Origin of the sequence: Subtercola boreus (genome assembly GCF_003399625.1) — a bacterium.
Classification (GTDB): domain Bacteria; phylum Actinomycetota; class Actinomycetes; order Actinomycetales; family Microbacteriaceae; genus Subtercola; species Subtercola boreus_C.
In genome coordinates this window covers 65,598-87,537 of record NZ_NBXA01000020.1, presented here as the reverse complement: position 1 = coordinate 87,537, position 21,940 = coordinate 65,598, and the positions used below count along the sequence as shown (strand labels likewise).

The 21,940-nt window shown below is 67.2% G+C and carries 23 protein-coding genes; 13 read left to right on the top strand and 10 right to left on the bottom strand.

The window, feature by feature from the left end; all coding sequences use genetic code 11:
• Nucleotides 1–35: 35 nt before the first annotated feature.
• Both B7R21_RS09145 and B7R21_RS09140 read left to right on the top strand, forming a co-directional pair.
• Nucleotides 36–1,241: a hypothetical protein gene (locus B7R21_RS09145; RefSeq protein WP_147305856.1), complete on the top strand. Its 1,206-nt coding sequence runs from the start codon at nt 36–38 to the stop codon at nt 1,239–1,241.
• Nucleotides 1,242–1,316: 75 nt separating this feature from the next.
• Nucleotides 1,317–2,282 carry a hypothetical protein gene (locus B7R21_RS09140; RefSeq protein ID WP_147305855.1) on the top strand — a complete coding sequence of 322 codons (966 nt, stop codon included), beginning with the start codon at nt 1,317–1,319 and terminating at the stop codon, nt 2,280–2,282.
• An 81-nt stretch (nt 2,283–2,363) separates the two neighbouring features.
• On the opposite strand, the gene B7R21_RS09135 is transcribed toward B7R21_RS09140, so the two are convergent.
• Genes B7R21_RS09135 through B7R21_RS09120 form a run of 4 tightly spaced genes read right to left on the bottom strand, consistent with a single transcriptional unit; the run spans nt 2,364 to nt 7,628 of the window.
• Nucleotides 2,364–3,014: an adenylate kinase gene (locus B7R21_RS09135; protein WP_116282937.1), complete on the bottom strand. Its 651-nt coding sequence runs from the start codon at nt 3,012–3,014 to the stop codon at nt 2,364–2,366.
• Nucleotides 3,007–4,989 (bottom strand): acetate--CoA ligase, encoded by a 1,983-nt coding sequence (gene acs / locus B7R21_RS09130; RefSeq protein WP_216364188.1) that lies wholly within the window; start codon nt 4,987–4,989, stop codon nt 3,007–3,009. The genes B7R21_RS09135 and acs overlap by 8 nt, the downstream gene beginning before the upstream one ends.
• Before the next feature lie 12 nt (nt 4,990–5,001).
• Nucleotides 5,002–5,631 (bottom strand): acetate uptake transporter, encoded by a 630-nt coding sequence (locus tag B7R21_RS09125; protein WP_116282936.1) that lies wholly within the window; start codon nt 5,629–5,631, stop codon nt 5,002–5,004.
• Nucleotides 5,628–7,628, bottom strand: a complete 2,001-nt coding sequence (locus B7R21_RS09120; RefSeq protein ID WP_116283015.1) for an AMP-binding protein — start codon at nt 7,626–7,628, stop codon at nt 5,628–5,630. The genes B7R21_RS09125 and B7R21_RS09120 overlap by 4 nt, the downstream gene beginning before the upstream one ends.
• A gap of 153 nt (nt 7,629–7,781) precedes the next feature.
• Between B7R21_RS09120 and B7R21_RS20075 the strand changes: the two genes are divergently transcribed.
• The 5 genes from B7R21_RS20075 to B7R21_RS09095 all read left to right on the top strand — a co-directional run bounded on the left by B7R21_RS20075 (nt 7,782) and on the right by B7R21_RS09095 (nt 11,622).
• Nucleotides 7,782–8,561 (top strand): GAF domain-containing protein, encoded by a 780-nt coding sequence (locus tag B7R21_RS20075; RefSeq protein ID WP_172592113.1) that lies wholly within the window; start codon nt 7,782–7,784, stop codon nt 8,559–8,561.
• The gene (locus tag B7R21_RS20070) at nt 8,486–8,653 is read left to right on the top strand and encodes a response regulator transcription factor (RefSeq protein WP_172592112.1); all 168 of its coding nucleotides are present in this window, start codon (nt 8,486–8,488) and stop codon (nt 8,651–8,653) included. Before B7R21_RS20075 ends, B7R21_RS20070 begins: the two co-directional genes overlap by 76 nt.
• A 186-nt stretch (nt 8,654–8,839) precedes the next feature.
• Nucleotides 8,840–9,910, top strand: a complete 1,071-nt coding sequence (locus B7R21_RS09105) for an FtsX-like permease family protein (RefSeq protein ID WP_116282933.1) — start codon at nt 8,840–8,842, stop codon at nt 9,908–9,910.
• Nucleotides 9,907–10,641 (top strand): ABC transporter ATP-binding protein, encoded by a 735-nt coding sequence (locus tag B7R21_RS09100; RefSeq protein WP_116282932.1) that lies wholly within the window; start codon nt 9,907–9,909, stop codon nt 10,639–10,641. Before B7R21_RS09105 ends, B7R21_RS09100 begins: the two co-directional genes overlap by 4 nt.
• Nucleotides 10,642–10,644: 3 nt before the next feature.
• Nucleotides 10,645–11,622 carry a universal stress protein gene (locus B7R21_RS09095; protein ID WP_116282931.1) on the top strand — a complete coding sequence of 326 codons (978 nt, stop codon included), beginning with the start codon at nt 10,645–10,647 and terminating at the stop codon, nt 11,620–11,622.
• A 17-nt stretch (nt 11,623–11,639) separates the two neighbouring features.
• Here B7R21_RS09095 and B7R21_RS20955 read toward each other — a convergent pair whose 3' ends face one another.
• Nucleotides 11,640–12,518, bottom strand: a complete 879-nt coding sequence (locus tag B7R21_RS20955) for a pyridoxamine 5'-phosphate oxidase family protein (protein ID WP_116282930.1) — start codon at nt 12,516–12,518, stop codon at nt 11,640–11,642.
• A gap of 30 nt (nt 12,519–12,548) precedes the next feature.
• Nucleotides 12,549–13,559, bottom strand: coding sequence for a zinc-dependent alcohol dehydrogenase (locus B7R21_RS09085; protein ID WP_116282929.1), 1,011 nt, complete (start codon nt 13,557–13,559; stop codon nt 12,549–12,551).
• Between the two features lie 157 nt (nt 13,560–13,716).
• Here B7R21_RS09085 and B7R21_RS09080 point away from each other — a divergent pair, with 157 nt between their 5' ends.
• The 4 genes from B7R21_RS09080 to B7R21_RS09065 are packed head-to-tail and all read left to right on the top strand — an operon-like array spanning nt 13,717 to nt 18,241.
• Complete coding sequence (locus B7R21_RS09080; RefSeq protein WP_116282928.1) at nt 13,717–14,877, top strand: NAD(P) transhydrogenase subunit alpha; 1,161 nt, start codon at nt 13,717–13,719, stop codon at nt 14,875–14,877.
• Entirely contained in the window at nt 14,874–15,212 is a 339-nt protein-coding gene (locus B7R21_RS09075) for an NAD(P) transhydrogenase subunit alpha (protein ID WP_116282927.1), read from the top strand. The genes B7R21_RS09080 and B7R21_RS09075 overlap by 4 nt, the downstream gene beginning before the upstream one ends.
• A complete protein-coding gene (locus tag B7R21_RS09070; protein ID WP_116282926.1) occupies nt 15,209–16,627 on the top strand; it encodes an NAD(P)(+) transhydrogenase (Re/Si-specific) subunit beta in 1,419 nt (472 codons plus the stop codon). The genes B7R21_RS09075 and B7R21_RS09070 overlap by 4 nt, the downstream gene beginning before the upstream one ends.
• 27 nt (nt 16,628–16,654) lie before the next feature.
• Entirely contained in the window at nt 16,655–18,241 is a 1,587-nt protein-coding gene (locus B7R21_RS09065) for an aldehyde dehydrogenase family protein (RefSeq protein ID WP_116282925.1), read from the top strand.
• Between the two features lie 38 nt (nt 18,242–18,279).
• Here B7R21_RS09065 and B7R21_RS20690 read toward each other — a convergent pair whose 3' ends face one another.
• The 4 genes from B7R21_RS20690 to B7R21_RS09050 all read right to left on the bottom strand — a co-directional run bounded on the left by B7R21_RS20690 (nt 18,280) and on the right by B7R21_RS09050 (nt 20,119).
• Nucleotides 18,280–18,600, bottom strand: coding sequence for a hypothetical protein (locus B7R21_RS20690; protein ID WP_253259724.1), 321 nt, complete (start codon nt 18,598–18,600; stop codon nt 18,280–18,282).
• Nucleotides 18,587–18,811: an alcohol dehydrogenase catalytic domain-containing protein gene (locus B7R21_RS20685; RefSeq protein ID WP_253259733.1), complete on the bottom strand. Its 225-nt coding sequence runs from the start codon at nt 18,809–18,811 to the stop codon at nt 18,587–18,589. Before B7R21_RS20685 ends, B7R21_RS20690 begins: the two co-directional genes overlap by 14 nt.
• Nucleotides 18,812–19,014: 203 nt before the next feature.
• On the bottom strand, nt 19,015–19,584 hold the full coding sequence (locus B7R21_RS09055; protein ID WP_116282924.1) for an SOUL family heme-binding protein: 570 nt from the start codon (nt 19,582–19,584) through the stop codon (nt 19,015–19,017).
• A gap of 4 nt (nt 19,585–19,588) precedes the next feature.
• On the bottom strand, nt 19,589–20,119 hold the full coding sequence (locus B7R21_RS09050) for a universal stress protein (protein ID WP_116282923.1): 531 nt from the start codon (nt 20,117–20,119) through the stop codon (nt 19,589–19,591).
• 172 nt (nt 20,120–20,291) lie between these two features.
• Here B7R21_RS09050 and B7R21_RS09045 point away from each other — a divergent pair, with 172 nt between their 5' ends.
• Both B7R21_RS09045 and B7R21_RS09040 read left to right on the top strand, forming a co-directional pair.
• Nucleotides 20,292–21,026, top strand: a complete 735-nt coding sequence (locus tag B7R21_RS09045) for a glucose 1-dehydrogenase (protein ID WP_116282922.1) — start codon at nt 20,292–20,294, stop codon at nt 21,024–21,026.
• A gap of 54 nt (nt 21,027–21,080) precedes the next feature.
• Entirely contained in the window at nt 21,081–21,746 is a 666-nt protein-coding gene (locus B7R21_RS09040; protein WP_147305854.1) for a hypothetical protein, read from the top strand.
• Nucleotides 21,747–21,940: the final 194 nt, after the last annotated feature.

The following is a 21,940-nucleotide window of genomic DNA, read 5'->3' as shown; positions in this document are numbered from 1 at the left end:
CCCTCGGCCCTGTTCGGCCAGACGAGGAGCAGGCGATGCACCCACCCGTTGCAGGTACCGGATCTGCGCGGAGTCGTGCCGGGCGCTCCGTTGTCTGGCGCACCCTCGCCGGGCTCGCCGAACGGATGATCCGCCGGCCCTGGCCCGCGCTCATCCTCTGGGCGGCACTCTGGGCGGGTGCGCATGTGCTCGAGCACGGCTGGTCGTGGCACTTCCTCCGCGCCGGCGCTCGCGCCCTCGTCAGCGGTCATCCGCTGAGCCTCTACGCCCTCCATCCCGAGTTGCAGATGGGGCCGCTCGCCTTCGTCGCAGCGGCACCGTTCAGCCTGCTGCTCCCGGAGCAGCCGGGAGAGATCCTCGCCCTGATCGCGATGACGGGCATCGGGCTGCTCGCCCTCCGGGAGATCCGTACGCTCACCGGGGCCAGCAGGCATGCGCCGGAACGCAACCGTCGGTGGTTCCTCGCGAGCCTGGTGATCCTGCCGGTGTGGGCGGAGGTGGCGGTGCACTGGGGCCATCTCGACGATGCGCTGGCCCTGTTGGCGGCACTGATCGGACTGCGCCTTCTGCGCACCGGGCACCCGATTGCGGCTGCCGTGCTGTTCGCCCTGGCCGTGGATTGCAAGCCGTGGGCCGTTCCCCTCGCTGCGCTCCTCCTGCTCGCTCCGCGCCGACGGTGGCTGCCCGTCGCCCTGGTCTGGGGCGTCGTCGTCGCCGCGGCCTGGGCACCGTTCATCCTGGGCGACCCGCAGACCCTCACGGCGCTCCGCTTCGCGATCCCCATCGACCCCGCGTCGACCCTCCGCCTGTTCGGCACTCCGGGCGACAGTACGCCGGGCTGGGATCGTTACGTGCAGCTCGGCGGGGCGTTCGCTCTGGCTGCGGTCGCCGTCTGGAAGAAGCGGTGGGCCGGGGCCTTCTTGATCGTGTTCGCCGTTCGGATGCTGCTGGATCCGGCCACGAAGAACTACTACGACGTCGGACTGGTCATCGGCGCCGGGATCTTCGACATCTCCCTGGCGCTCACCGTAGTGCCCTGGCTGAGCATCGCCGCTGTTCTGCTGGTCTACCTTCCGTCGTACGCCCTGATGGGGCTCACGACGGAACGGAGCATCCTCCGAACGGTCGTGCTCGGCCTTCTCGTCGTCGCCGTCTTCGTGCTGCCACTGACTCGCTGGTACCGGCTGCCCTCCTCCGCCGATGCGGCGGAACCGGCAGAGGTACGGAGAGCGGCGCGGTGAGTCCGGCCCCCGAGCGACCGTAGGCTGGGGAGGCGTCGGGGCGGCAGAGCGTTCCGACCGGGAAATGGGGGAGACATGCCACTGTCCACACCGGAGGAGGACCCGCACCGCGACGGGCGCGCGCGTCGCCCCCTGTGGAGTCGACGCCCGTGGAGAGTGCTGCTCATCGCTGCGCTGGCCGTCGTCATCGTCGGCTCCGTCGTCGCCACCATCTCGGCGGCCGGCGTCATCGCTCCCCTCGTGGCCGCCCACGGAGTGTTCGCCCCGATCGCCACTCCTCCGGCAGCACTGCCCACCTCCGGGTCGCCTTCGGCAGATCCGGGGCCGGGGCCCGCCGCACTCACCCCCGACCAGCTCGCCGCGACCGCGTCGTGCAACACGGTCGGCGCGGTCATCTCGGGCCTCGACCAGAGCGGATTCGAGACGGTGCTGAACGACCCGACCACCGACATCCAGAAGTCGAAGGAGACGGTGTCGAACGCGTCGTCTGCATTAAACGCCAGCCTCGACGCCTTGGCCAGTGGAAGCATCAGCATGGAGGTCTCGAGCATCATGGAGGCTCTGGATGCGGAGACCACCGCTCTGAACCGTTACACCGCCGACCCGAGCATCGGCACCGACAACATCTTCGAGGGCCAGTACCAGATCCAGTTCGCTCTCGTGGAACTCGCGGATTCCTGCGCCACCATCGTCGACGACGGCAGCACGGGACCCCAGACGACCGCCCAGGCGTGCGCGATCCTCGACAAGGCCACGGCCCGGGCCGACCTCCTCAACAAGCTGCGGCAGGCCGACGGCAACGTCGCCAAGACGCTCGGCGCCATCAACACGTATGCGACCGATCTCGAGCAGGGTCTGAACCAGGCGACGAACCCGACTGTCGTCGCCGCGGCGAAAGCCGCTGACGCCGACCTCCGGGACGCGGTGACGAAACTGAAGGCCTACACGAGCGACCCGAGCGCCGGCAACCAGGTCGTCGTCGACGCCGCCCGGAGCGCGGAGCAGAGCGCACGCGCCCTCGTCACGGTGTGCACGCCGTGACCGGATGCACACTGTCACGGTGTGCACGCCGTGACCGGGAACACACAGTGATCGGGAACACACCCTGACGGGCAACGCCGGCTAGACGCCAGACCAGTCGTCGTGCGGAGTGTGGCCAAGGTTCCGGCTGATGCGACCGCAGACCTCTGCCGTCGTGCCTTCGCCGAAGATGCGCCGGAGGAGCCCCTGCCGGTCGTAGACGGCCGCGAGCGGCGCCGTCTGGCGCGCGTAGTGGGCCAACCGGGTGGCGATCACCTCCGGCGTGTCGTCCGGGCGGCCCTCGATCACCGCACGCGCGCCGAGCCTCTCCCTGATCTGGGATTCGCCGACGCTCAGCAGCAGCACGGCCTCCACGACCAGGCCGCGCACCGCCAGCGAGGCGTCTAGCGCATGCGCCTGGGCCACGGTGCGCGGATAGCCGTCGAGAATGAAGCCGTCACGGGCGTCGGGTTCTGCGAGGCGGTCGGCGACCACCCTGTCGACCGTCTCGTCGGGCACGTATGTGCCCGACTCGATCAGTGCCGCCACCTGGAGCCCGAGCGGCGTCTGTTCTTCGACGTTCCGGCGGAGGACGTCCCCGGTGGAGATGGCCGGCACCCCCAGTCGTGCGGCGAGGAGGCGCGCCTGCGTGCCCTTGCCGACGCCCGGCGGCCCCATCAGGAGGATGCGCCGGGGCGTGCCGGGGAACGCCAGGGCCTCTGCCGGCCGCGGCGCAACGGTGTTGTCAGTCATCGTGCATTCCTGTCGGTATCCCGGCGGCGATCGTCGTCATCACGGAGGTGTCCGCAAGGGTGGTGACGTCACCGACCGGCCGGTTCTCTGCGACGTCCCTGAGCAGGCGGCGCATGATCTTTCCCGAGCGGGTCTTGGGCAGTTCGGCCACGATCATGATCTGGCGCGGCTGGGCGATTTTGCCGATCTGGTCGGCCACGTGCATCCGCAGCTCGTGCACGACGTGGGGTCCGCCGTCACCGGCTTCGCTCCGCAGGATCACGAAGGCCACGACGGCCTGGCCGGTCATGGCATCCGAGGCCCCGACGACGGCCGCCTCAGCCACTTTCGGGTTTGACACGAGCGCCGATTCGATCTCGGTGGTCGACAGGCGGTGACCGGAGACGTTCATCACGTCGTCGACCCGGCCGAGCAGCCAGATGTCCCCATCGTCGTCGCGTTTTGCGCCGTCGCCAGCGAAGTACTTCCCGGGGAACTGCGACCAGTAGGTGTCGACGTAGCGTTCGTCGTCGCCCCAGATCGTTCGGAGCATCGAGGGCCAGGGCTCGGTGATCACCAGGTAGCCGCCCGTTCCGTTCGGCACCGAGGCACCGTCGTCGTCGACGACATCCGCCACGATCCCGGGCAGAGCCCTCATCGCCGCACCCGGTTTGCCGTGGGTGACGCCCGGCAGCGGGCTGATCATGATCGAGCCTGTCTCGGTCTGCCACCACGTGTCGACGACCGGCACCCTGTTGTGGCCGACATGTTCGCGGTACCACATGTACGCCTCGGGGTTGATGGGTTCGCCGACCGATCCGATCAGGCGGAGACTCTCGAGCGAGTAGCCCTCGAGCGTCTCGTGCCCCCACTTCATGAAGGTGCGGATCGCGGTCGGGGCGCAGTACAGCGTCGTCACGCGGTACTTGTCGACGATCTCCCACCAGCGGCCCTGGTGCGGGGAGTCGGGTGTGCCTTCGTAGAGCACCGACGTGGTGGCGTTCGAGAGCGGCCCGTAGACGATGTAGCTGTGGCCGGTCACCCAGCCGATGTCCGCGGCGGTCCAGGAGACATCCGTCTCGGGCTTCAGGTCGAAGACCTCCCACTGGGTGTACGAGCACCCGGTGAGGTAGCCGCCCGAGGTGTGCAGGATCCCCTTCGGGTTGCCGGTCGTGCCCGAGGTGTACATGACGTAGAGCGGATGCTCGGAGTCGAACGCCTGGGCGACGTGCTCGGGGCTCGCCACGTCGACACTCTCGTGCCACCAGACGTCCCGGCCGGGCGACCAGCCGACCGCGTTCCCCGCCCGGTTGACGACCAGCACCGCCCGCACGTCGGGGCAGCTCTCGAGCGCCGCGTCGACGGTCGGCTTCATCGGCGACACCGACCCCTTGCGGTAGCCGCCGTCGGCCGTGATCACCACGGTGGCGTCGCAGTCGAGGATGCGGGTCTTGAGGGCATCCGCGCTGAATCCGCCGAACACCACCGTGTGCACGGCACCGATGCGAGCGCAGGCGAGCATGGCGATGACCGTCTCCGGAATCATCGGCATGTAGATCGCCACCCTGTCGCCGGGTCTCACGCCGAGCCCCGTCAGCACGTTCGCGGCCTGGCAGACCGCGGAGGTGAGCTGGCGGTAGGTGATGCTGCGGCTGTCGCCCGGTTCGCCCTCGAAGTAGTAGGCGACCCGCTCCCCGAGCCCGGCGGCGACGTGCCGGTCGAGGCAGTTCACGGCGACGTTGAGCTTCCCGCCGACGAACCACTTCGCGAACGGTGCGCCCGTCCAGTCCAGGGCCTCGGTGAACGGCTCCGCCCAGGTCAGGCGTTCGGCCTGCGTAGCCCAGAACGCGACCGTGTCAGCGGAGGCTTCTGCATAGACCCCCTCACCGACGTTGGCCGCGCGGGCGAACGCCTCAGAGGGCGCGAACCGGCGATCCTCCCGGGAGAGGTTCTCGAATGCTGCCGGATGCTGCACTGGAGTGACGATGGTCGACACCGTGTCGCCGCCCTACTTGCTCGGCCACACGGGGAGCACAGTGCGCTTCCAGGTGGCGTTGATGACGACCGAGAACGCGCCGTACCAGGCGAGCGCGGCGGTGACCAGGCCGAGCCAGCCCCCGAGGTGGGTGAAGACCGTCTGCCCGCTGAACTCCCCGACGGTGAGCGCGGCGAAGGTCAGCGTCAGAACCACGAACACGGCCAGGAGCACACCGTTCGTCTTGACGGCGGCCACCGTCATGAAGGCGCTGAAGATCGTCCAGGCCAGCAGGAAGGCGCCGACACCGACAGCGCCCGATGCCTTCGCGACGTCGGGGTTCGTCTCGAGCCACCAGAAGGCCAGCCAGAACGCGCCGTACGAGACGAAGGCGGTGGCGCCGAAGGTGTTCCCCTTGGCGAACTCCCAGACCCCGGCCGCGACCTGAGCGATACCGCCATAGAAGAGGGCGATGCCGAGAACCGCTGCACCGGCGGCGGGCATCAGTCCGGAGTTGGCGAGACTCAGCAGGAAGGTGGTGAGGGCGAAGGCGCCGAGGCCGAGCGCCGCCGGGTCGGCGATCGCCGGGCGGCCGGCTGGAGCCGGCTGCAGGGCGGGCAGGGGGGTGGGGGAGAGGACAGGTTTCTCAGCGGTGATGGTCATGATGTGACACTCCTTCGTGTTGGGTTCTGCTGTGCTGGGTTCTGCTGTGCTGGGTTCTGCTGTGCTGGGTTCTGCTGGATCGAATCGACGATGATGGCGATGGCTTCGGTGTTCTCGATGGTCGGCGGCACCACGTACGTCTCGCCGTTGACGATCTGACGCATGGTCTTCCGGAGGATCTTGCCCGAGCGCGTCTTGGGCAGGGCGGTGACGACGGTCACGTCTTTGAACGCGGCGACGGCTCCGATCTGGCCGCGCACCATCGCGACGAGCTCCATGGCGAGAACGGCGTCGTCGATGGAGAAGCCGCTCTTCAGCACGACGAAGCCCGCCGGTTTCTGCCCCTTGATGGGATCGTGCACACCGATCACGGCGCATTCCGCGACCGCCGGATGCTCGGCCAGCACCTGCTCCATCGACCCCGTCGAGAGGCGGTGCCCCGCGACGTTGATGATGTCGTCGGTCCGGCCCATCACGTAGAGGTAGCCCTCACGGTCGACGTAGCCGGAATCGCCGGTGAGGTAGTGGCCTGGGAACGTGCTGAGGTAGCCGTCGATGTAGCGCTGGTCGCCCTGCCAGAGCGTGGTGAGGGTGCCGGGCGGCAGCGGCAGCCGGATCACGATGTGACCCTCCTTCAGCATCCCGACTTCGACGCCGGCATCATCCACGATCTCGACGCTGTACCCGGGGAGGGGGAACGACGGCGAACCGGCACGCAGGGGGAGTCGCTCGATGCCGTGCGGGCTCGCGCAGATCGCCCAGCCGGTCTCGGTCTGCCACCAGTGGTCGATGACCGGTTTGGACAGCAGCGCGGTCGCCCAGGTCCAGGTGTCGGGGTCGAGCCGCTCCCCGGCGAGGAAGAGTGCATCCAGGCACGTCAGGTCGTAGTCCTTCGCCAGCTGGGCGTGCGGGTCGGCCTTGCGGATGGCGCGGAGTGCGGTCGGCGAGGTGAACAGCGTCTTGACGCCGTAGTCGGAGACCACGCGCCAGAACGCGCCAGCATCCGGGGTTCCCACCGGCTTGCCCTCGTAGAGCACCGTTGTGGCACCGGCCAGCAGGGGGCCGTAGACGATGTAGGAATGACCGACCACCCAGCCGACATCGCTGGCCGTCCACATCACCTCACCCGGATGCACGTCGTAGACGTTCTTCATCGACCAGGTCATCGCGACGGCGTGGCCGCCGTTGTCCCGCACGACGCCCTTCGGCGAACCCGTGGTCCCCGACGTGTAGAGGATGTAGAGCGGGTCTGTGGCGGCGACGGAGACCGGCGCGTGGGGCTCTGCCCCGAGCATCCGCTCGTGCCAGTCGATCCAGACGGCTCCGGGTGTGGAGTAGTCTCGGGCGGCGCCGGGCACCTCGGGTCGATCCTTGACGATCACGGTCTGCACGGTGTGTGCGCTCAGCGCGAGGGCCTCGACGATGGTGGGCAGGTACTCGACCACCCGGCTCGGCTCGATTCCGCCCGAGGCCGTGATGATGACCTTCGCTCCGGCGTCGTCGAGACGGGCGGCGAGTTCCTTCGCCGCGAACCCACCGAAGACGACGGAGTGCACCGCCCCCAGCCGCGCACATGCCAGCATGGCCACGACGGCCTGCGGGATCATCGGCAGGTAGATGACGACCCGGTCGCCGGCCACGACGCCCGCGTCGGCGAGCATCCCCGCGCAGCGCGCGACCTTGTCGAGCAACTCGCTGTACGAGTAGCGTTTCGACTTCGCCACGACCGGCGAATCGTAGATGAGGGCGGTGGTGTCGCCGCGGCCGGCGAGCACATGGCGATCGAGGGCGTTGTACGAGGTGTTCAGGCGGGCATCCGGGAACCAGCGGTACAGCGGCGCGCCGGAGCTGTCGAGTGCCCGGGTGGGGTAGACGTCCCAGTCGACGGCCTGTGCGGCGTCGAGCCAGAACCCCTCGGGGTCGTCCGCTGCCCGCGCCGAGACCGCCTCGAAAGTCTCCGCCGCAGGCGGATCCAATGGTGAGCCCGTGACATCCATCCCGTACTGGTCGACGACCGTCATGACATCTCTCCCTTGAAATGACCAGCTGATCTCGGTGATCGCCGGGCCCGCAGACCGACGTGTCGGCTGCTACGATGCAGGCTACGAGCACGTCGCTGTGCTCCACTACCGCCCAAAGGAGGTAGCAGCATGAGTATCGGCACGGCCGCTCACGACCTCGAACTCCTGCAGAAGACGCTGAAGTCGCTGACGCTGCGGGCGGAGTTCCCCCTCGCCTTCGGCGGCCTCGTCACGAAGGACGGCGCGCCCCTGACGGCCTTCGTCGGCACGCGCGGCAGCACGTTGAACGGCCTGATCATCGAGCCCACAGAGGGCCTCGGCGGCCGCGCCATCGCGGAGCGGCGCCCCGTGACGGCGACCCAGTACCGGGGTTCGCCGGCGATCACGCACCGTTACGACCGCGAAGTGCTCGCCGAGCAGATCGTCTGCCTGCTCGCCGTTCCCGTGGTGGTGAACGGGTCGGTCCGGGCCGTCGTCTACGGCGCACACCGCACCGCGACGCAGCTCGGCGACCCCGTCATCCGCACCTCGCTGGCCCTGGCGACAGCGCTCGGATTCGAGTACTCCGTGCACGACGAGGTCGAACGGCGCCTCGCCGTTCTCGAGACCGAGGGTGGCCTCGTGCTGCAGACCCGCCTGGCCAGCAGGAGCGCGACGAGCTGCGGGAACTCTACGCCGAACTCCGTTCCCTCTCCAGAACCGTGGACGACCGTGCCCTCTCCACCCGCCTCGATGCGCTCGGGCAGAACCTCGGCGCGCGAACGCGGTCGGAGCCGGTCGTGGGGAGCGATGCATCCGGAACCCGTCCGGAACTCTCCCCGCGCGAACTCGACGTGCTGGCGGGTGTCGCCCTCGGAAAGCGGAACGGTCTCATCGCGGGCCAGCTCGGGCTGCGGGAGAGCACGGTGAAGAGCTACCTCGCGTCGGCCATGCGCAAGCTCGGCGCGGCCAGCCGGTACGAGGCCGTGATCGCGGCGCGGCGCCTCTCGCTCATACCCTGAAGCCCGCGGCCCGGATCCCGCGGCCCGGGTCGCGCTTCCCGCGCCTCGCCTCCCGCGCCTCGCTCCTCGATGCAGGTCATCTCCACGGGACCTTCGGCCCTCCGCAGCGAACCGGTCTGCAGCATCGTTGATGCACGCACTCCTCGCTGGAGGCATGGCGTCCGTCATGAGGGAGGGCCTGTTCGAATGTATGTCGCACTCCGCGACCTGAGGTTCGCCCGGGGCCGATTCATCCTGATCGCCTCGGTCGTCGCCCTCATCACCCTGCTCGTCGGGTTTCTCGCAGGCCTCACCGCGGGGCTGGCCAACCAGAACATCTCGGCGGTGCTGGCACTGCCCGCAGATCGCATTGTCTTCTCTCTTCCGGCCGACGGCAGCAGTCTGAGCTATTCGGACTCGACGATCACCGCGGCACAGGCGGCGACCTGGTCGGCGGCTCCCGGTATCAGCTCCGTGCATCCTGTCGGTATCAGCCAGACCCGGCTCCACTCGGGTTCCCGGCAGGTGGCGGTCGCCCTCTTCGGCGCCGACACGTCGTTCGGCTCGGCTGTGCCGAGAGAGACCGGCCACATCACCCTGCCGGCGACGGCTGCGTCGACCCTGCACGCCGCGGTGGGGGACACCGTCACTCTGGCAGGCGCCGGATACGTCGTCGACGCCGTCACAGCAGACACCTGGTACTCCCACACGGCCGTCGCCTGGGTCTCACTGGTCGACTGGCAATCCAGCGCCGGCGCCTCCGGCAACCCCGGTGCCTTCTCCACCGTGCTCGCGGTCGACGGCACAGACGCCGGTTTCTCGTCGGCCGACACAGCGACCGGTACCACCTCCCAGACCCCGTTCGGCTCGTTGACGGCGCTCTCCGCCTTTCGCTCGGAGATCGGATCCCTGCTGCTCATGGTCGCGATGCTGTTCGGGATCTCGGCGCTCGTCGTGGGTGCGTTCTTCACCGTGTGGGGCATGCAACGACAGCCCGACGTCGCCATCCTGAAGGCCCTGGGTGCCTCCAACCGGATGCTCGTCACCGACTCGCTCGGCGAGGCGGCCCTCGTGCTCGTCGTCGGGGTGGGAGTCGGCATCGGCGCCACCGCCGGCTTCGGAGCCGTCGTCGGCAGTGTTCTGCCGTTCATCCTCGCCTGGTACACCACCCTGGTCCCGGCCGTGGCGATGATCGCTCTCGGACTGCTGGGCGCCGCTTTCGCTCTTCGTTCGGTGACGCGAGCCGACCCCCTCACCGCGCTGGGAAGCAACCGATGATCACGCTCGAGAACGTCACGCTGACCTACCCCGACGGGGCCAGCCGGATCGTCGCCGTCGACAGCGTGTCACTCACCATCAGCCGGGGGAGCGTGGTCGGCATCACCGGCCCGTCGGGCTCGGGCAAGTCGAGCCTGCTGGCGGTCATCTCCACGCTCATCCGGCCAGACTCCGGGTCGGTACGCATCGATGACGTCGAAGTGACCGCGCTTTCACCCGCCGAGCGTGCGGCGCTCCGCCGGGATCACCTCGGAATCGTCTTCCAGCAGTCGAACCTGCTGCCTGCGCTGACCTCGCTCGAGCAGCTGCTGGTGATGGAGCGGCTGGGATCCGGACGGCAGAGGTCGGGATCGCGCAGACACGGCCGATCCCATGCGATGGATCTCCTGGCCGCCGTCGGGGTCGAACGGCAGGCGGACAGGATGCCGGCGATGCTCTCCGGAGGAGAGCGCCAACGCGTCAACATCGCCCGCGCGCTCATGAACGACCCGACCGTGCTCGTCATCGACGAACCCACCAGTTCCCTGGACCAGGCGCGCGGAACGAGCATCCTGAACCTCATCACCCGGCTGACGATCGAGCAGAACACGGCGACCGTGTTGGTGACCCACGACGAGCAGCAGCTGCACCGCTTCGACACGTCGTACCTGATGGTGGACGGAGTTGCGACCCGCCAGGGGGCTCCGGGACCTTCGACTCTGGCCGGCGAGGCGGTGACAGCGGACGCTTGAGCCATGGACACCACAGCACCCGGAACAGCATCCGCACCCGCATCCGCATCCGCACCCGCACCAGGACCCGCACGCATCGTCGTCGGTGTCGACGGCTCACCCTCGTCGGTCGAGGCGCTCCGCTACGCCGGCGAACTGGCCGGGAGGCGGGGGCTGGCCCTCCGCGCGCTGATCACCTGGGCCTACCCGATCTCGTACAGCCCGTTCCCCGGAACGTTCTCGCCGCGGGAAGACGCCGAGGGCCGACTCTCGGCTGCCATCCGGGAAGTATTCGGCGACACCCCTCCGGACGGCTACGAGCAGCAGGTCGTCGAGGGATCGGCGGCACGCGTGCTGATCGGCGAGAGCGCGACGGCCGAACTCCTCGTCGTGGGCAGCCGGGGTCTCGGCGGCTTCGCCGGCCTTCTGCTCGGGTCGGTCAGCAGCCAGTGCGCGGAGCATGCCCACTGCCCCGTCGCCGTCTTCCACGCACCCCGCGCGGCGACGGGTCACGGCAGCAGAACGGATGCCGAACCGCAGCCTGGCGAACGCGACGTGGTCGTCGTCGGGCACGACGGATCGATGAATGCCGACAGGGCTCTGCAGTGGGCGCTGAGGGCAGCGGAGGATCTCGGCTGCGGGGTCGAGATCGTGCGCACCTGGAGCATCGACCGCATTCCCCGCCAATTCAGCGAGGAATTCGGCTCCGTTCCCTCCTTCGACGAGGTCACGGCGCGAGTGCAGCGCGATCTCGTCGCAGAGACCGCAGTCTTCCTCACCAGTCATCCCGCCGTCGTGGTCACCCACCGGGCGGCACTCTCACAGCCCGCATCGGAACTGCTCGCCCGGTCGGCTCACGCACGGCTCCTCGTTCTGGGCTCCCGCGGCCACGGCGGCTTCGCCGGGCTCCTCCTCGGCTCGGTGAGCACCGAGTGCGCGGCCCACGCCACCTGCCCGGTGGTCGTCATTCCGCCGGAATCGAACGCTCCGGCAGACGACTGATCGTTCTCGGGGCGCGGTCATGAGCCGGGGGCGTGCATGATGAGCACGGGGCAGTGCGCGTGCTCGGCGCAGGCGGTGCTCACGGAGCCGAGAAGGAGGCCCGCGAACCCGCCGTGGCCGCGACTGCCGACGATCAGCATCTCCGCGCCCCTGCTCTCGTCGATGAGCACCTGGGCGGGGTAGCCCTCCCGCACCGTCGGGGTGAGCCAGTCGGGCGGGGCGTCGCCGAAGACCGTCTCGGTTGCCGTGTCACGGATCTGTTCGGCGTCGGCTTCGGCCGTCCAGTCGCTGTACCCGAAGGTACCGACGGAGCTCGGAGTGTGCCAGGCGACAACCGTCTGCACGGTTGCGCCGATGCCCTCGGCGACGAGAACGGCCCGGCGGAGCGCATCGAGGGAGGCCTCCGACCCGTCGAGGCCGACGACGACGCGGGTGGTACGGGGGCGTGGGGGCACGATCAGGCGGAGCTGCCGCTCGAACTGGCGGCCCCGGATGTCGGTGGGAGTGATTCGTACGTAGAGGTACTCTGCGGTCGGAACCCAGCGGGGCAGAAGCACGTCCGCCGCGGCGGGAACAGGGGTGTCCGGCCCGAGCATCTCGGCCGCGCCCTTCACCGTCACGCTCCAGGCACCGTTCTCGAGCTGCGCGTCGACCTCGAACACGACCGCGCTGTTCGCGACGAGCTCGCGGAGCTTCGTGCCCCGGGCTGTCCTGAAGACGATCGTGCGCCCATCAGCGACGTAGTTGACGGGGAAGATCTCGGGTTGGTCGTCGACGCTGACGCCGAGGTGGCCGAAGGTCGACCCGTCGAGCAGGTTCCAGCAGTGCTCGACCGAGAGCTCGGTGACCGGGCCCTGCGGTGACCACTGGTCGAAGTCCTCTGTTGTCATGACCATGGTGTTTCTCCTTGGGTGGTTGTTGAAAATTCAGAACTGGAAGACGAGACGTGCCGGCACCGTGCTCGAGAGCACCTCAGCCATCGCCGCATTCACCTGATCCAGCGTGCGGGTCTGGGCGATGACCCGCGTCTTGCCCGCCAGGTGCAGAGCGAACACCTCCGCGACATCCTGCCGGGTCCCGACGATCGACCCGATGATCGAGATGCCCTTCAGCACGGTCTCGAAGATCGGGATACTCATGGTGCCCTCGGCGGGCAGCGCGACGCAGATCAGGCGCCCACCACGCTTCAGCGAGGCGAACGCCTGCTCGAAGACCTTTGGGGACGCGGCAAGCACCACCGCGACATCCGCACCGCCGAGCTCCGCGATCGCCGCCACAGGATCGACCGTCGAAGCGTTCACCGTGAACTCCGCACCGAGCTCCCGGGCAAGATCGAGCTTCTCGTCTTCGATGTCGACACCGATCACCGTGCCGCCCATGATGCGTCCATACTGCACCGCCAGGTGACCGAGACCCCCGATGCCGAAGATCGCGACGGTCTCCGTGGGGATGATGCCGGCAACCTTCAACGCCTTGTAGGTCGTGACACCGGCGCACGTCAGCGGAGCCGCATCCAGAGCGCTGATACCGTCGGGCACCGGGATCACGAAGCGGGCGCTGGCGACGGCATACTCGGCGAAGGCACCGTTCACGGAATAACCGCTGTTCTGCTGCTGCTCACAGAGCGTCTCCCGACCATCGATGCAGTAACGGCACTCACCACACGCGAAACCAAGCCACGGGATCGCGACCCGCTCACCGACAACCCTGCCCGTCACATTCGCGCCGAGCGCCTCGACGATGCCGACACCCTCGTGCCCCGGAATAAACGGCACGGTCGGCTTCACGGGCCAGTCCCCGTGAGCCGCATGGATGTCGGTGTGGCAAAGCCCGCACGTCTCCATACGGATCAGCACCTCACCCACCCCGGGTACCGGAACGACACGGTCCTCGATCTCGAGCGGGGAACCGAACTGGGTGACGACAGCGGCTTTCATAATGGAACCCTTCTGATGACGCGGCTGGGATGTCACCAGCCTCGCGGCACTCGCCCCGCAGGTACCAGTGCCGAAGGTCCCGCGGGCCGTGGGCGCGAGTGTTGCCACGGGACCTTCGGCACTGGTTCGGGTCTGCGCACGGGCGCACTCTCGGGGTATGACGAAGAACATCACCATCGGCGTCCTGGAAGAAACAGCGGCCGGAGAGCGACGAGTCGCCCTTGACCCGGATACAGTCGCACGGCTGAAGAGCGCAGACCGGGACGTTCTGGTCGAGCCCGGTGCGGGGGAGCAGGCGAGCTTTCCGGATGCCGCCTACCGGCAGGCCGGGGCGATCCTCGCGACCCGTGCCGAGATCATCGGGCAATGCGACGTGCTCGCGGTGCTTCACGCGCCCGATGCGACCACCGTCGCCCAGCTGCACGCCGGCCAGCTGCTGCTCGGTCTGCTCGACCCCCTGAACGACCCCGGGCTGGTCTCGGCGCTTGCTGCTGCACGTGTCACGGCGGCTGCATTCGAATTATTGCCCCGCACGCTGAGCCGTGCGCAGTCGATGGATGCGCTCAGTTCCCAGGCGAGCGCCGCCGGCTACAAGGCGTCCCTTCTGGCCGCCGATCACTTCGGCAGGTACCTGCCGATGATGATCACCGCCTCGGGCACGGCACGGCCCGCGAGTGTCATCGTCATCGGCACGGGAGTGGCCGGGCTGCAGGCTATCGGAACTGCCAGACGACTCGGCGCTGTCGTGACCGGGTACGACGTCAGACCCGCTTCCCGCGGTGAGGTGGAATCGCTGGGCGCACGCTTCCTGACCTCGAGCATCGCCGAAGGCACTGCCGCCGGCGGTTACGCGAGGGCACTCACTGCAGACGAGAGCAGTGCACAGCAGGCCGAATTGGCAGGGGAACTCGTGGCGTTCGACATCATCATCACCACGGCGAAAGTACCCGGTCGAACTCCACCATTGCTGGTATCGGCCGAGACCCTGGCAGCTCTCAAGCCGGGTTCCGTGTGCATCGACCTGGCCGCGAGCAGTCTCGGCGGCAACGTGCACGGGTCGGTCGATCGACAAACGGTAACAACCGCCGGCGGCGTGAGCGTGATCGGTGCCGGCGATCTGGCTGCCGATCTGCCGACCTCCGCATCGGCGATGTACGCCCGCAACATCCAGGCCCTGCTCGACTCCTTCGTGACCGACAACCAGGTCAAGGTCGACCTCAGCACCGACATCCATGCCGCCGTGCTGATCTGTCACAACGGCAGCATCATCAACCCACGGCTCCAAGCCCATGAACCGCAGGAGAGCGTGAACGCATGACCGAGACACTGTTCAGCAACCTGGCCATCTTCGTGCTCAGCCTGCTCGTCGGCTTCGAGGTGATCAGCAAGATCCCCTCGACCCTCCACACGCCGATGATGTCAGGCGCAAACGCCATCCACGGTGTCGTGATCGCCGGGGCAATCGCCATCGGCGCGGCCGCGAACACTCCGGCCGGGTACATTCTCACGTTCGTCGCTGCGCTGTTCGCCTCAGCCAACGTCTTCGGCGGGTACGTCGTCACCGACCGGATGCTCCGGATGTTCACCCCCGCCACACGATCGTCGAAACCGGCCTCCGCAGAGCCGGCGACCACCCCCGGGACGTTGTCATGACGCCGTTCGCATTCCTCACCGGACTCTTCTTTCTCGCCGCTGCTGTGCTCTTCGTTATCGGGCTGCACCAGATGCGAACCCCTCGAACCGCACGGCGCGGAAACCTCCTCTCTGCCGGTGGCATGGTCACGGCCGTCGGCGGAACTCTGCTGTACGCCATCGTCAGCTCGAACTCGAACCCATTCGGCTGGGTCGCCCTGGTGGCGGGTGTCGTTATCGGCGGCACGTTCGGTGTCATACGCTCGCGGTCGGTGAAGATGACTGACATCCCTCAACTTGTCAGCCTCTTCAACGCGGTGGGCGGCGGGGCCGCAGCAGCGGTGGCATTCGCCGACTTCCTCAGCCGGGACCTGACGGGCGGTCTCACTCCCTCTGTCAGCGTTCCGGTCGTGCTCGACATCGTCATCGGGTCGGTGAGTCTCTCCGGCTCCCTCATCGCGGCCGGAAAACTGCAGGGCCTCATCCCCGGCCAGCCGATTCAATTCCCCGGCGCCCGGATCGTGAACGTCATTGTGGTGGTCATCGTTGTCAGCGCCGGTGCGCTGACAGTCCTTCAGCCCACGTCGTGGCCGCTCCTTCTCGTCGTGCTCGTCGCGGCTCTCCTGTTCGGCATTCTCATGGTTCTGCCGATCGGTGGGGCGGATGCTCCCGTTGTCGTCTCGCTCCTGAACGCGTTGACCGGGCTCGCTGTCGCGATGGCCGGCTTCGTGATCGACAACCAGGCGATGATCATCGCCGGCGCCCTGGTCGGTGCGGCGGGCACGATCCTCACCCTGCAGATGGCCAAGGCCATGAACCGGTCGGTACTCACGATCATGCTCGGAGGCTTCGGAACCGGCGACAGCACTGCTGCTACCACTGGCGCATCCGCTACCTCGAACGTTCGAGAGGTGACGGCAGACGACGTCGGGCTGCAGCTGGCCTACGCCCGCCACGTGATCATCGTGCCGGGCTACGGGCTCGCAGCATCCCAAGCCCAGCACGAGGTGGCCGAGCTCGCGAAACTGCTCACCGACCATGGCATCGACGTGAAGTACGCCATCCACCCGGTCGCCGGCCGGATGCCCGGGCACATGAATGTGCTGCTGGCCGAGGCCAACGTGCCCTACAGCCAGATGCTGCAACTCGACGAGGCCAACCCCGCCTTCGATACCTGCGACGTCGCGCTCGTCGTCGGCGCGAACGATGTCACCAACCCGGCAGCCCGCCGCACCGGAAACGCCGTCTCCGGCATGCCCATCCTCGACGTCGATCACGCCAAGTCCGTAGTCGTCATCAAACGCTCGATGAGCCCCGGCTACGCCGGCATCCCGAACGAACTGTTCTCCCTCCCGCAGACCGGGATGCTCTTCGACGACGCCAAAAAGGCGCTCGGCGACATCACCGTTGCTGTGAAGCAGTACGTCACCACCTGACGTGAACCCCAGAGAAAGAAGAGAGCCATGACATTACTCGAAGAAGTCGGAATCGGCCGAGCAGTGCTGACGCCCGGCAGGGTCGGCACCGTGTACACCCGGCCCGGCACCGCCGGGAGCCTCGTTCCGCTGAAGAGCCGGTACGAGAACTTCATCGGCGGCGACTGGGTCAAACCGATCAACGGCGAGTACGCCGAGGACCTCGCGCCTGCGACCGGGCTGCCGATCGCGGAATACGCCCACTCGGGCATCGCCGATGTCGACCTCGCCGTCTGGTCGGCCCAGCGTGCCTTCAGCACCTGGTCGGTGACAACGACAGCCGAACGCGCCGCCGTTCTGAACGCGATCGCCGACCGGCTCGAGCAGCACCTCGAGGACATCGCGGTGATGGAGTCGTGGGAGAACGGCAAACCCGTGCGGGAGACCCTCGGCGCCGACATCCCGCTGGCCATCGACCACTTCCGGTACTTCGCCGCCGCCATCCGCACCCAGGAAGGAACGATCAAGAAGCTCACGAACAACCTCGTCTCGTACCACTTCTACGAGCCGATCGGCGTGGTGGCCCAGATCATCCCCTGGAACTTCCCCATCCTGATGGCGGCCTGGAAACTCGCCCCCGCCCTTGCCGCCGGCAACACCGTGGTCTTGAAGCCCGCGAGCGCCACACCGATCTCGATCCTGTATGTCATGGAACTCATCGAAGACCTGCTGCCACCGGGCACGATCAATGTGGTGAACGGCAGCGGTTCGAAGCTCGGCCAGCACCTCGTCGAACACGAAGGCGTCGGCAAGGTCGCGTTCACCGGGTCGACTGCGACGGGCCGGCAGATCATGCAGTACGCGATCAAGAACATCATCCCCTCGACAATGGAGCTCGGCGGAAAGTCGCCGAACCTGTTCTTCGACGACGTCGCCCGCGAACACGACGACTACTACCGCAAAGCCATCGAGGGTTTCACGATGTTCGCGCTGAACAAGGGCGAGATCTGCTCCTGCCCCTCCCGGGCGCTGCTACAGGAAGACCTCATGACGAACGGGTTCCTCGACGACGCCGTGTCGCGTGTAAAGAGAATCAGGGTCGGAGACCCGCTGGACACCGAAACGGAGATGGGGCCGCAGAACAGCGCGGACCAGCTCGAGAAGATCTCGGGCTACCTCACCCTCGGGCCCGAGGAGGGCTGCAGAGTTCTTGCCGGCGGCGCCAGGGCCGAACTCGGCGGCGACCTGGCCGGCGGCTACTTCATCGAACCGACCGTGTTCCAGGGTTCGAACAGCATGCGCGTCTTCCAGGAGGAGATCTTCGGCCCCGTCGTCACCGTCGCCCCGTTCGCGGACTACGACGACGCCATCCAGATCGCCAACGACACCATCTACGGGCTCGGATCAGGCGTCTGGAGCCGCGACACCGACATCACCTTCAAGGCCAGCCAGGACATCCGTGCCGGCCGGGTCTGGGTGAACACCTACCACCAGTACCCGGCCGGTGCGGGTTTCGGCGGGTACAAGCAGTCGGGGTATGGCCGGGAGACCGACCAGCAGACCCTCCGCAACTATCAAGAGGTGAAGAACGTGCTCGACAACCACGACCCCGAACCGCTCGGCTTCTTCGTCTGACGATGACCAGTCCGGCTCGCCCGACAGGCGGGCCGGACTCACTCGCTGACGGTGATGACGAGCGACCCTGACGCTCTGCCCCTTCGAAGGTCGTCAAGCGCCACGTCGACGGCGCCGAACGGGTACGTGGTGATATGGGGAGAGAGGGCGAGGTTACGCGCGATTCGGAGGAACGCCATTCCGTCTGCGCGAGTGTTGGCGGTCACCGTCCGGAGGTCTCGTTCATAGAAGAGGCTGTTCTCGTAGTTGAGCGTCGGAATTTCAGACAGATGGATGCCCGCGATGACGACGGTGCCTCCACGGGTCGTCGCGGCAAGAGCCTGGCTGACGAGGTCACGGTTTGCTTCACCGCGGGTCACCGCATACACCTGAATTCCGTTCGCGACAGCCATCTGTGCCGTGAGGTGGGCGCTCGAACCGAAGCCGTAGATTCCCAGTGTGCCACCCCCAGCCCGTGAATTCCGCTGTCGGGCACAGGTTCTCCCGGCCGGTGCGACACCAGGCACAGACACCGCACGTGTTGCGCAGCCACGCAGCTCCCACGATGTCGCCGGCGCGTAACGACTGCACGGCTGAGCCAATCGCGGTCACCCGTCCGACGACCTGATGACCGGCAGACCCCGCACGCAAGCACAGCGACGAGCACTTCGGTGGGCGCTGGATCAGGTATAGCCCGCTCTTCCAACGTGATGATGTGCTTCCGTGCGTCTGTTGCCCATACTTTCATCGTTGCCATGATGCTTCCGTCGTCAGACGCGGATCGGAGGCACGCCTCAGGCCTTGATGTCGAGTACTACTTCGTTGTGACGCAGGAACCACGGCAGGAATGGGGGATCGAATTGCGCGAATCGGGGCTCACCGACCGCTGTCAGGCCCTCCGTTTTGAGCGCTGACCGCAATCTTCTGAGGTGCTGGTCGTAGTTGGCTGTGCTCCAGCGACCGCTGAAACGCAGAGCTGCGGCAACGCACGGGGCGACAGCCCGAAGGTGCACGTTCGGATTCGTCGGGTGCGGGGCCGTCTCAGGCGTGAAACCCTCCGGTAAAACGAAAGCGAGCCGCATCCCGGTCGCACCCGGCCCCGCATTCGCTGCTTGGTGCACGATTGGTGCTGTCATCGCGATCCGTGTCGGCAGGCCAGATGACAGCACCGGCGCCGTCATGGCCAGCGTCTGCCGCGATTGGTTCGCGCCCCTCAGATAGCTGAAGAGTTGGCCGAAAGCGCGATTGCCGGCCGTTTCGAAAGTGCCTGCTGTCTCGACTTCGACGAGCACGTGCCCGGGATATCGGCGCACCTCGAAGGCGCCGTGGTCTCGCACGATCGTGTAGGGCTGCTGGTCGGTCATCGTGTCAGCTGAATTCCGCTGCCCCAGCCGAACGCACGTCGTGCATGATCAGCACCGGGCAGTGCGCACGGAGCGCGCATGCGGCGCTCACGGAACCCAAGGGCAGATCGGCCAGGCCGCCGTTGCCGTGATGGCCGACGATGAGCATCTGCGAGCCCACACTTTGGGCTACCAGTACATGCGCGGGAACGCCCTCAATCACGGACTGCGTGAACCATTCCGGGGTCGTGTTGCCGAAGACGGCGGTAACGACATGCTCCATCGAGCTGGCTGCGTCTGTTTCTGGTGCTCCTTCGTAGTCGGCGAGACCGCCGAACGAAACCGGGGGACGCCAGACGATCACGCCGTGGACGGGCGCATTCAGGGAACCCGCGAGGCGGACGGCACGCCGAAGAGCATCGATGCTCTGATCGGACCCGTCGATTGCGACGAGAATTCGTGCCCCAATCCGGACGCTCATAGCCGCCGTCTGTCCGGCTGGCGAGACGGCACGCACGGATTCGGGGGCTTCCGCATTCTGGAGTGTCTTTGTCATGTGTTGAGTCTTCGCCCTGCGTGCTGCTGGAGGTAGGGCACAAAGTCACCCGTGCGTGCCGCCTCGCCGAAGGAGCGACCAGGACGGGACCAACGGCCCTGTCAGCCTCGTCGCGGGAATTGTCATCATGGTCGTTGTCGGCAGAGCGTCGCCAGAAACGCAGGGGTCAGTCATGGATCGTGTCTCAGGAAAAGTCGCCCTCATTAGCGGAGGCGCCCGCGGCATGGGTGCCGCGCACGCACGACTGCTCGTCAGCGAAGGCGCTTCCGTTGTGATCGGCGATCTCCTCGACGATGAAGGCCAGGCACTCGCTTCGGAGCTCGGCCAGCACGCGGAGTACGTTCACCTCGATGTCACCGACCCAGCGGAGTGGGCTGCTGCAGTGACAACGACCCTCACCCGATTCGGGCGGATCGATGTTCTCGTGAACAACGCCGGCATCGCCAACGGAGCCCCGATCACCGACTTTCCCCTCACGCAGTGGCAGAAGACGATCGACATCAACCTGACGGGAGCGTTCCTCGGCATCCAGGCCGTGATCCCCAGCCTCGTAGAGCAGAAGAGCGGTTCGATCATCAACATCTCCTCCGTCGAGGGACTTCGTGGCAGCCCGGGGTTGCACGCCTACGTCGCCACGAAATTCGCTCTCCGTGGCCTCACCAAGTCCGTGGCCGTCGAGGTCGGCGCTTCCGGCGTTCGGGTGAACTCCATCCACCCCGGTTTCATCACCACACCGATGACGGCCGGGATAGCTGCCTCGCAACTGCAGATCCCACTCGGTCGGGCCGCCGACCCGGTCGAGGTGTCCCACCTGGTGCTCTTCCTCGCCAGCGACGAGTCGGGCTATTCGACCGGCTCCGAGTTCGTCATCGACGGTGGTCTCACTGCCGGTATCCCGCACGCCTGACCGGGCATTGCACATTCCAATTCTTATCTGAACGTGACACTGAGGGACATTTTCATGGCAACTGCAACGAACCTCCGACCAATGCGTGAGACCCGGCTCCGTAAACAAACCAGCCTGCCCCGACCGGTCACACCCTTCCCTGCCCTCTTCCCGCAGGTGGAGGACGCAGAAGCAATGTGGCGACAGACTTCAGCCAGTCACCTCAAGGCGACGTTTCGGCGGATTGCCTCGCTGCTCCTGACGAATCTGCATGGCGATACGGCCGCAGCCGAGTTCGAGAGCTTCGCGCACACCTCCACCGAACTCGGGGAGAGCAGCACCGCAGTCATCCTCGGCCAGCTGGTGATCAGCACCCCTCGCCCAGTCGGCACCGCCCTGATCGTCAGCGCACCGTCCTGCGACCCCCGAACGGTGGTCGAGAACGTGGCGGCTGCGTTGGCCGCCCGCAACTGCGTCGAGCTCGCCCTGTTCGAGCAGCCCGAGCCCGCTCTGGCCGCGATGATCGAGGCCCTGCGTCAGGCGCTGCCTACCGGCGTTTTCAGGGTGCTGAGCGAGCAGACAGGGTGGGGCGGCCGCGGACCCGAGACGGCAATCGTCATCCTCACCCCAGATCATTCTTTCCTGAATGACCAGCCCTGGGTCAGATCAGACGCTACAAGCAACAGGAGAGCCCTGATCTCGTTCTACAGTCGATTCGAAAACGTCCCGGTACTTCTCTGAGGGTCTGCTCTCGGCGAACCATTCACAGGCGACGCTCGCCCCTCTCGAAGCTCCCGGGACCGGGTCTCGAGGTCGAAGACCGCCGCCTGGGTCCGCCGTTGCAGCCCGCCCTCGCTGAGCAGGCCGGAGACAGAGTTCTTCACCGTCTTCTCGGCAGAACCCGCCAGGCCGCCACAGCCCGGATCGAATCGACC

What these genes read in the sequence shown, in the direction of transcription:
- B7R21_RS09045 (WP_116282922.1), top strand. Translation starts at nt 20,292, where the DNA reads ATGGATCGTGTCTCAGGAAAAGTCGCCCTCATTAGCGGAGGCGCCCGC.
- B7R21_RS09120 (WP_116283015.1), bottom strand. Translation starts at nt 7,628, where the DNA reads ATGGATGTCACGGGCTCACCATTGGATCCGCCTGCGGCGGAGACTTTC.
- B7R21_RS09140 (WP_147305855.1), top strand. Translation starts at nt 1,317, where the DNA reads ATGCCACTGTCCACACCGGAGGAGGACCCGCACCGCGACGGGCGCGCG.
- B7R21_RS09055 (WP_116282924.1), bottom strand. Translation starts at nt 19,584, where the DNA reads ATGACCGACCAGCAGCCCTACACGATCGTGCGAGACCACGGCGCCTTC.
- B7R21_RS09075 (WP_116282927.1), top strand. Translation starts at nt 14,874, where the DNA reads ATGACCGAGACACTGTTCAGCAACCTGGCCATCTTCGTGCTCAGCCTG.
- B7R21_RS09100 (WP_116282932.1), top strand. Translation starts at nt 9,907, where the DNA reads ATGATCACGCTCGAGAACGTCACGCTGACCTACCCCGACGGGGCCAGC.
- B7R21_RS09105 (WP_116282933.1), top strand. Translation starts at nt 8,840, where the DNA reads ATGTATGTCGCACTCCGCGACCTGAGGTTCGCCCGGGGCCGATTCATC.
- B7R21_RS09145 (WP_147305856.1), top strand. Translation starts at nt 36, where the DNA reads ATGCACCCACCCGTTGCAGGTACCGGATCTGCGCGGAGTCGTGCCGGG.
- B7R21_RS09070 (WP_116282926.1), top strand. Translation starts at nt 15,209, where the DNA reads ATGACGCCGTTCGCATTCCTCACCGGACTCTTCTTTCTCGCCGCTGCT.
- B7R21_RS09080 (WP_116282928.1), top strand. Translation starts at nt 13,717, where the DNA reads ATGACGAAGAACATCACCATCGGCGTCCTGGAAGAAACAGCGGCCGGA.
- B7R21_RS09050 (WP_116282923.1), bottom strand. Translation starts at nt 20,119, where the DNA reads ATGACAAAGACACTCCAGAATGCGGAAGCCCCCGAATCCGTGCGTGCC.
- B7R21_RS09065 (WP_116282925.1), top strand. Translation starts at nt 16,655, where the DNA reads ATGACATTACTCGAAGAAGTCGGAATCGGCCGAGCAGTGCTGACGCCC.
- B7R21_RS09040 (WP_147305854.1), top strand. Translation starts at nt 21,081, where the DNA reads ATGGCAACTGCAACGAACCTCCGACCAATGCGTGAGACCCGGCTCCGT.
- B7R21_RS09125 (WP_116282936.1), bottom strand. Translation starts at nt 5,631, where the DNA reads ATGACCATCACCGCTGAGAAACCTGTCCTCTCCCCCACCCCCCTGCCC.
- B7R21_RS09135 (WP_116282937.1), bottom strand. Translation starts at nt 3,014, where the DNA reads ATGACTGACAACACCGTTGCGCCGCGGCCGGCAGAGGCCCTGGCGTTC.
- B7R21_RS09095 (WP_116282931.1), top strand. Translation starts at nt 10,645, where the DNA reads ATGGACACCACAGCACCCGGAACAGCATCCGCACCCGCATCCGCATCC.
- B7R21_RS09085 (WP_116282929.1), bottom strand. Translation starts at nt 13,559, where the DNA reads ATGAAAGCCGCTGTCGTCACCCAGTTCGGTTCCCCGCTCGAGATCGAG.
- B7R21_RS20955 (WP_116282930.1), bottom strand. Translation starts at nt 12,518, where the DNA reads ATGGTCATGACAACAGAGGACTTCGACCAGTGGTCACCGCAGGGCCCG.
- B7R21_RS20075 (WP_172592113.1), top strand. Translation starts at nt 7,782, where the DNA reads ATGAGTATCGGCACGGCCGCTCACGACCTCGAACTCCTGCAGAAGACG.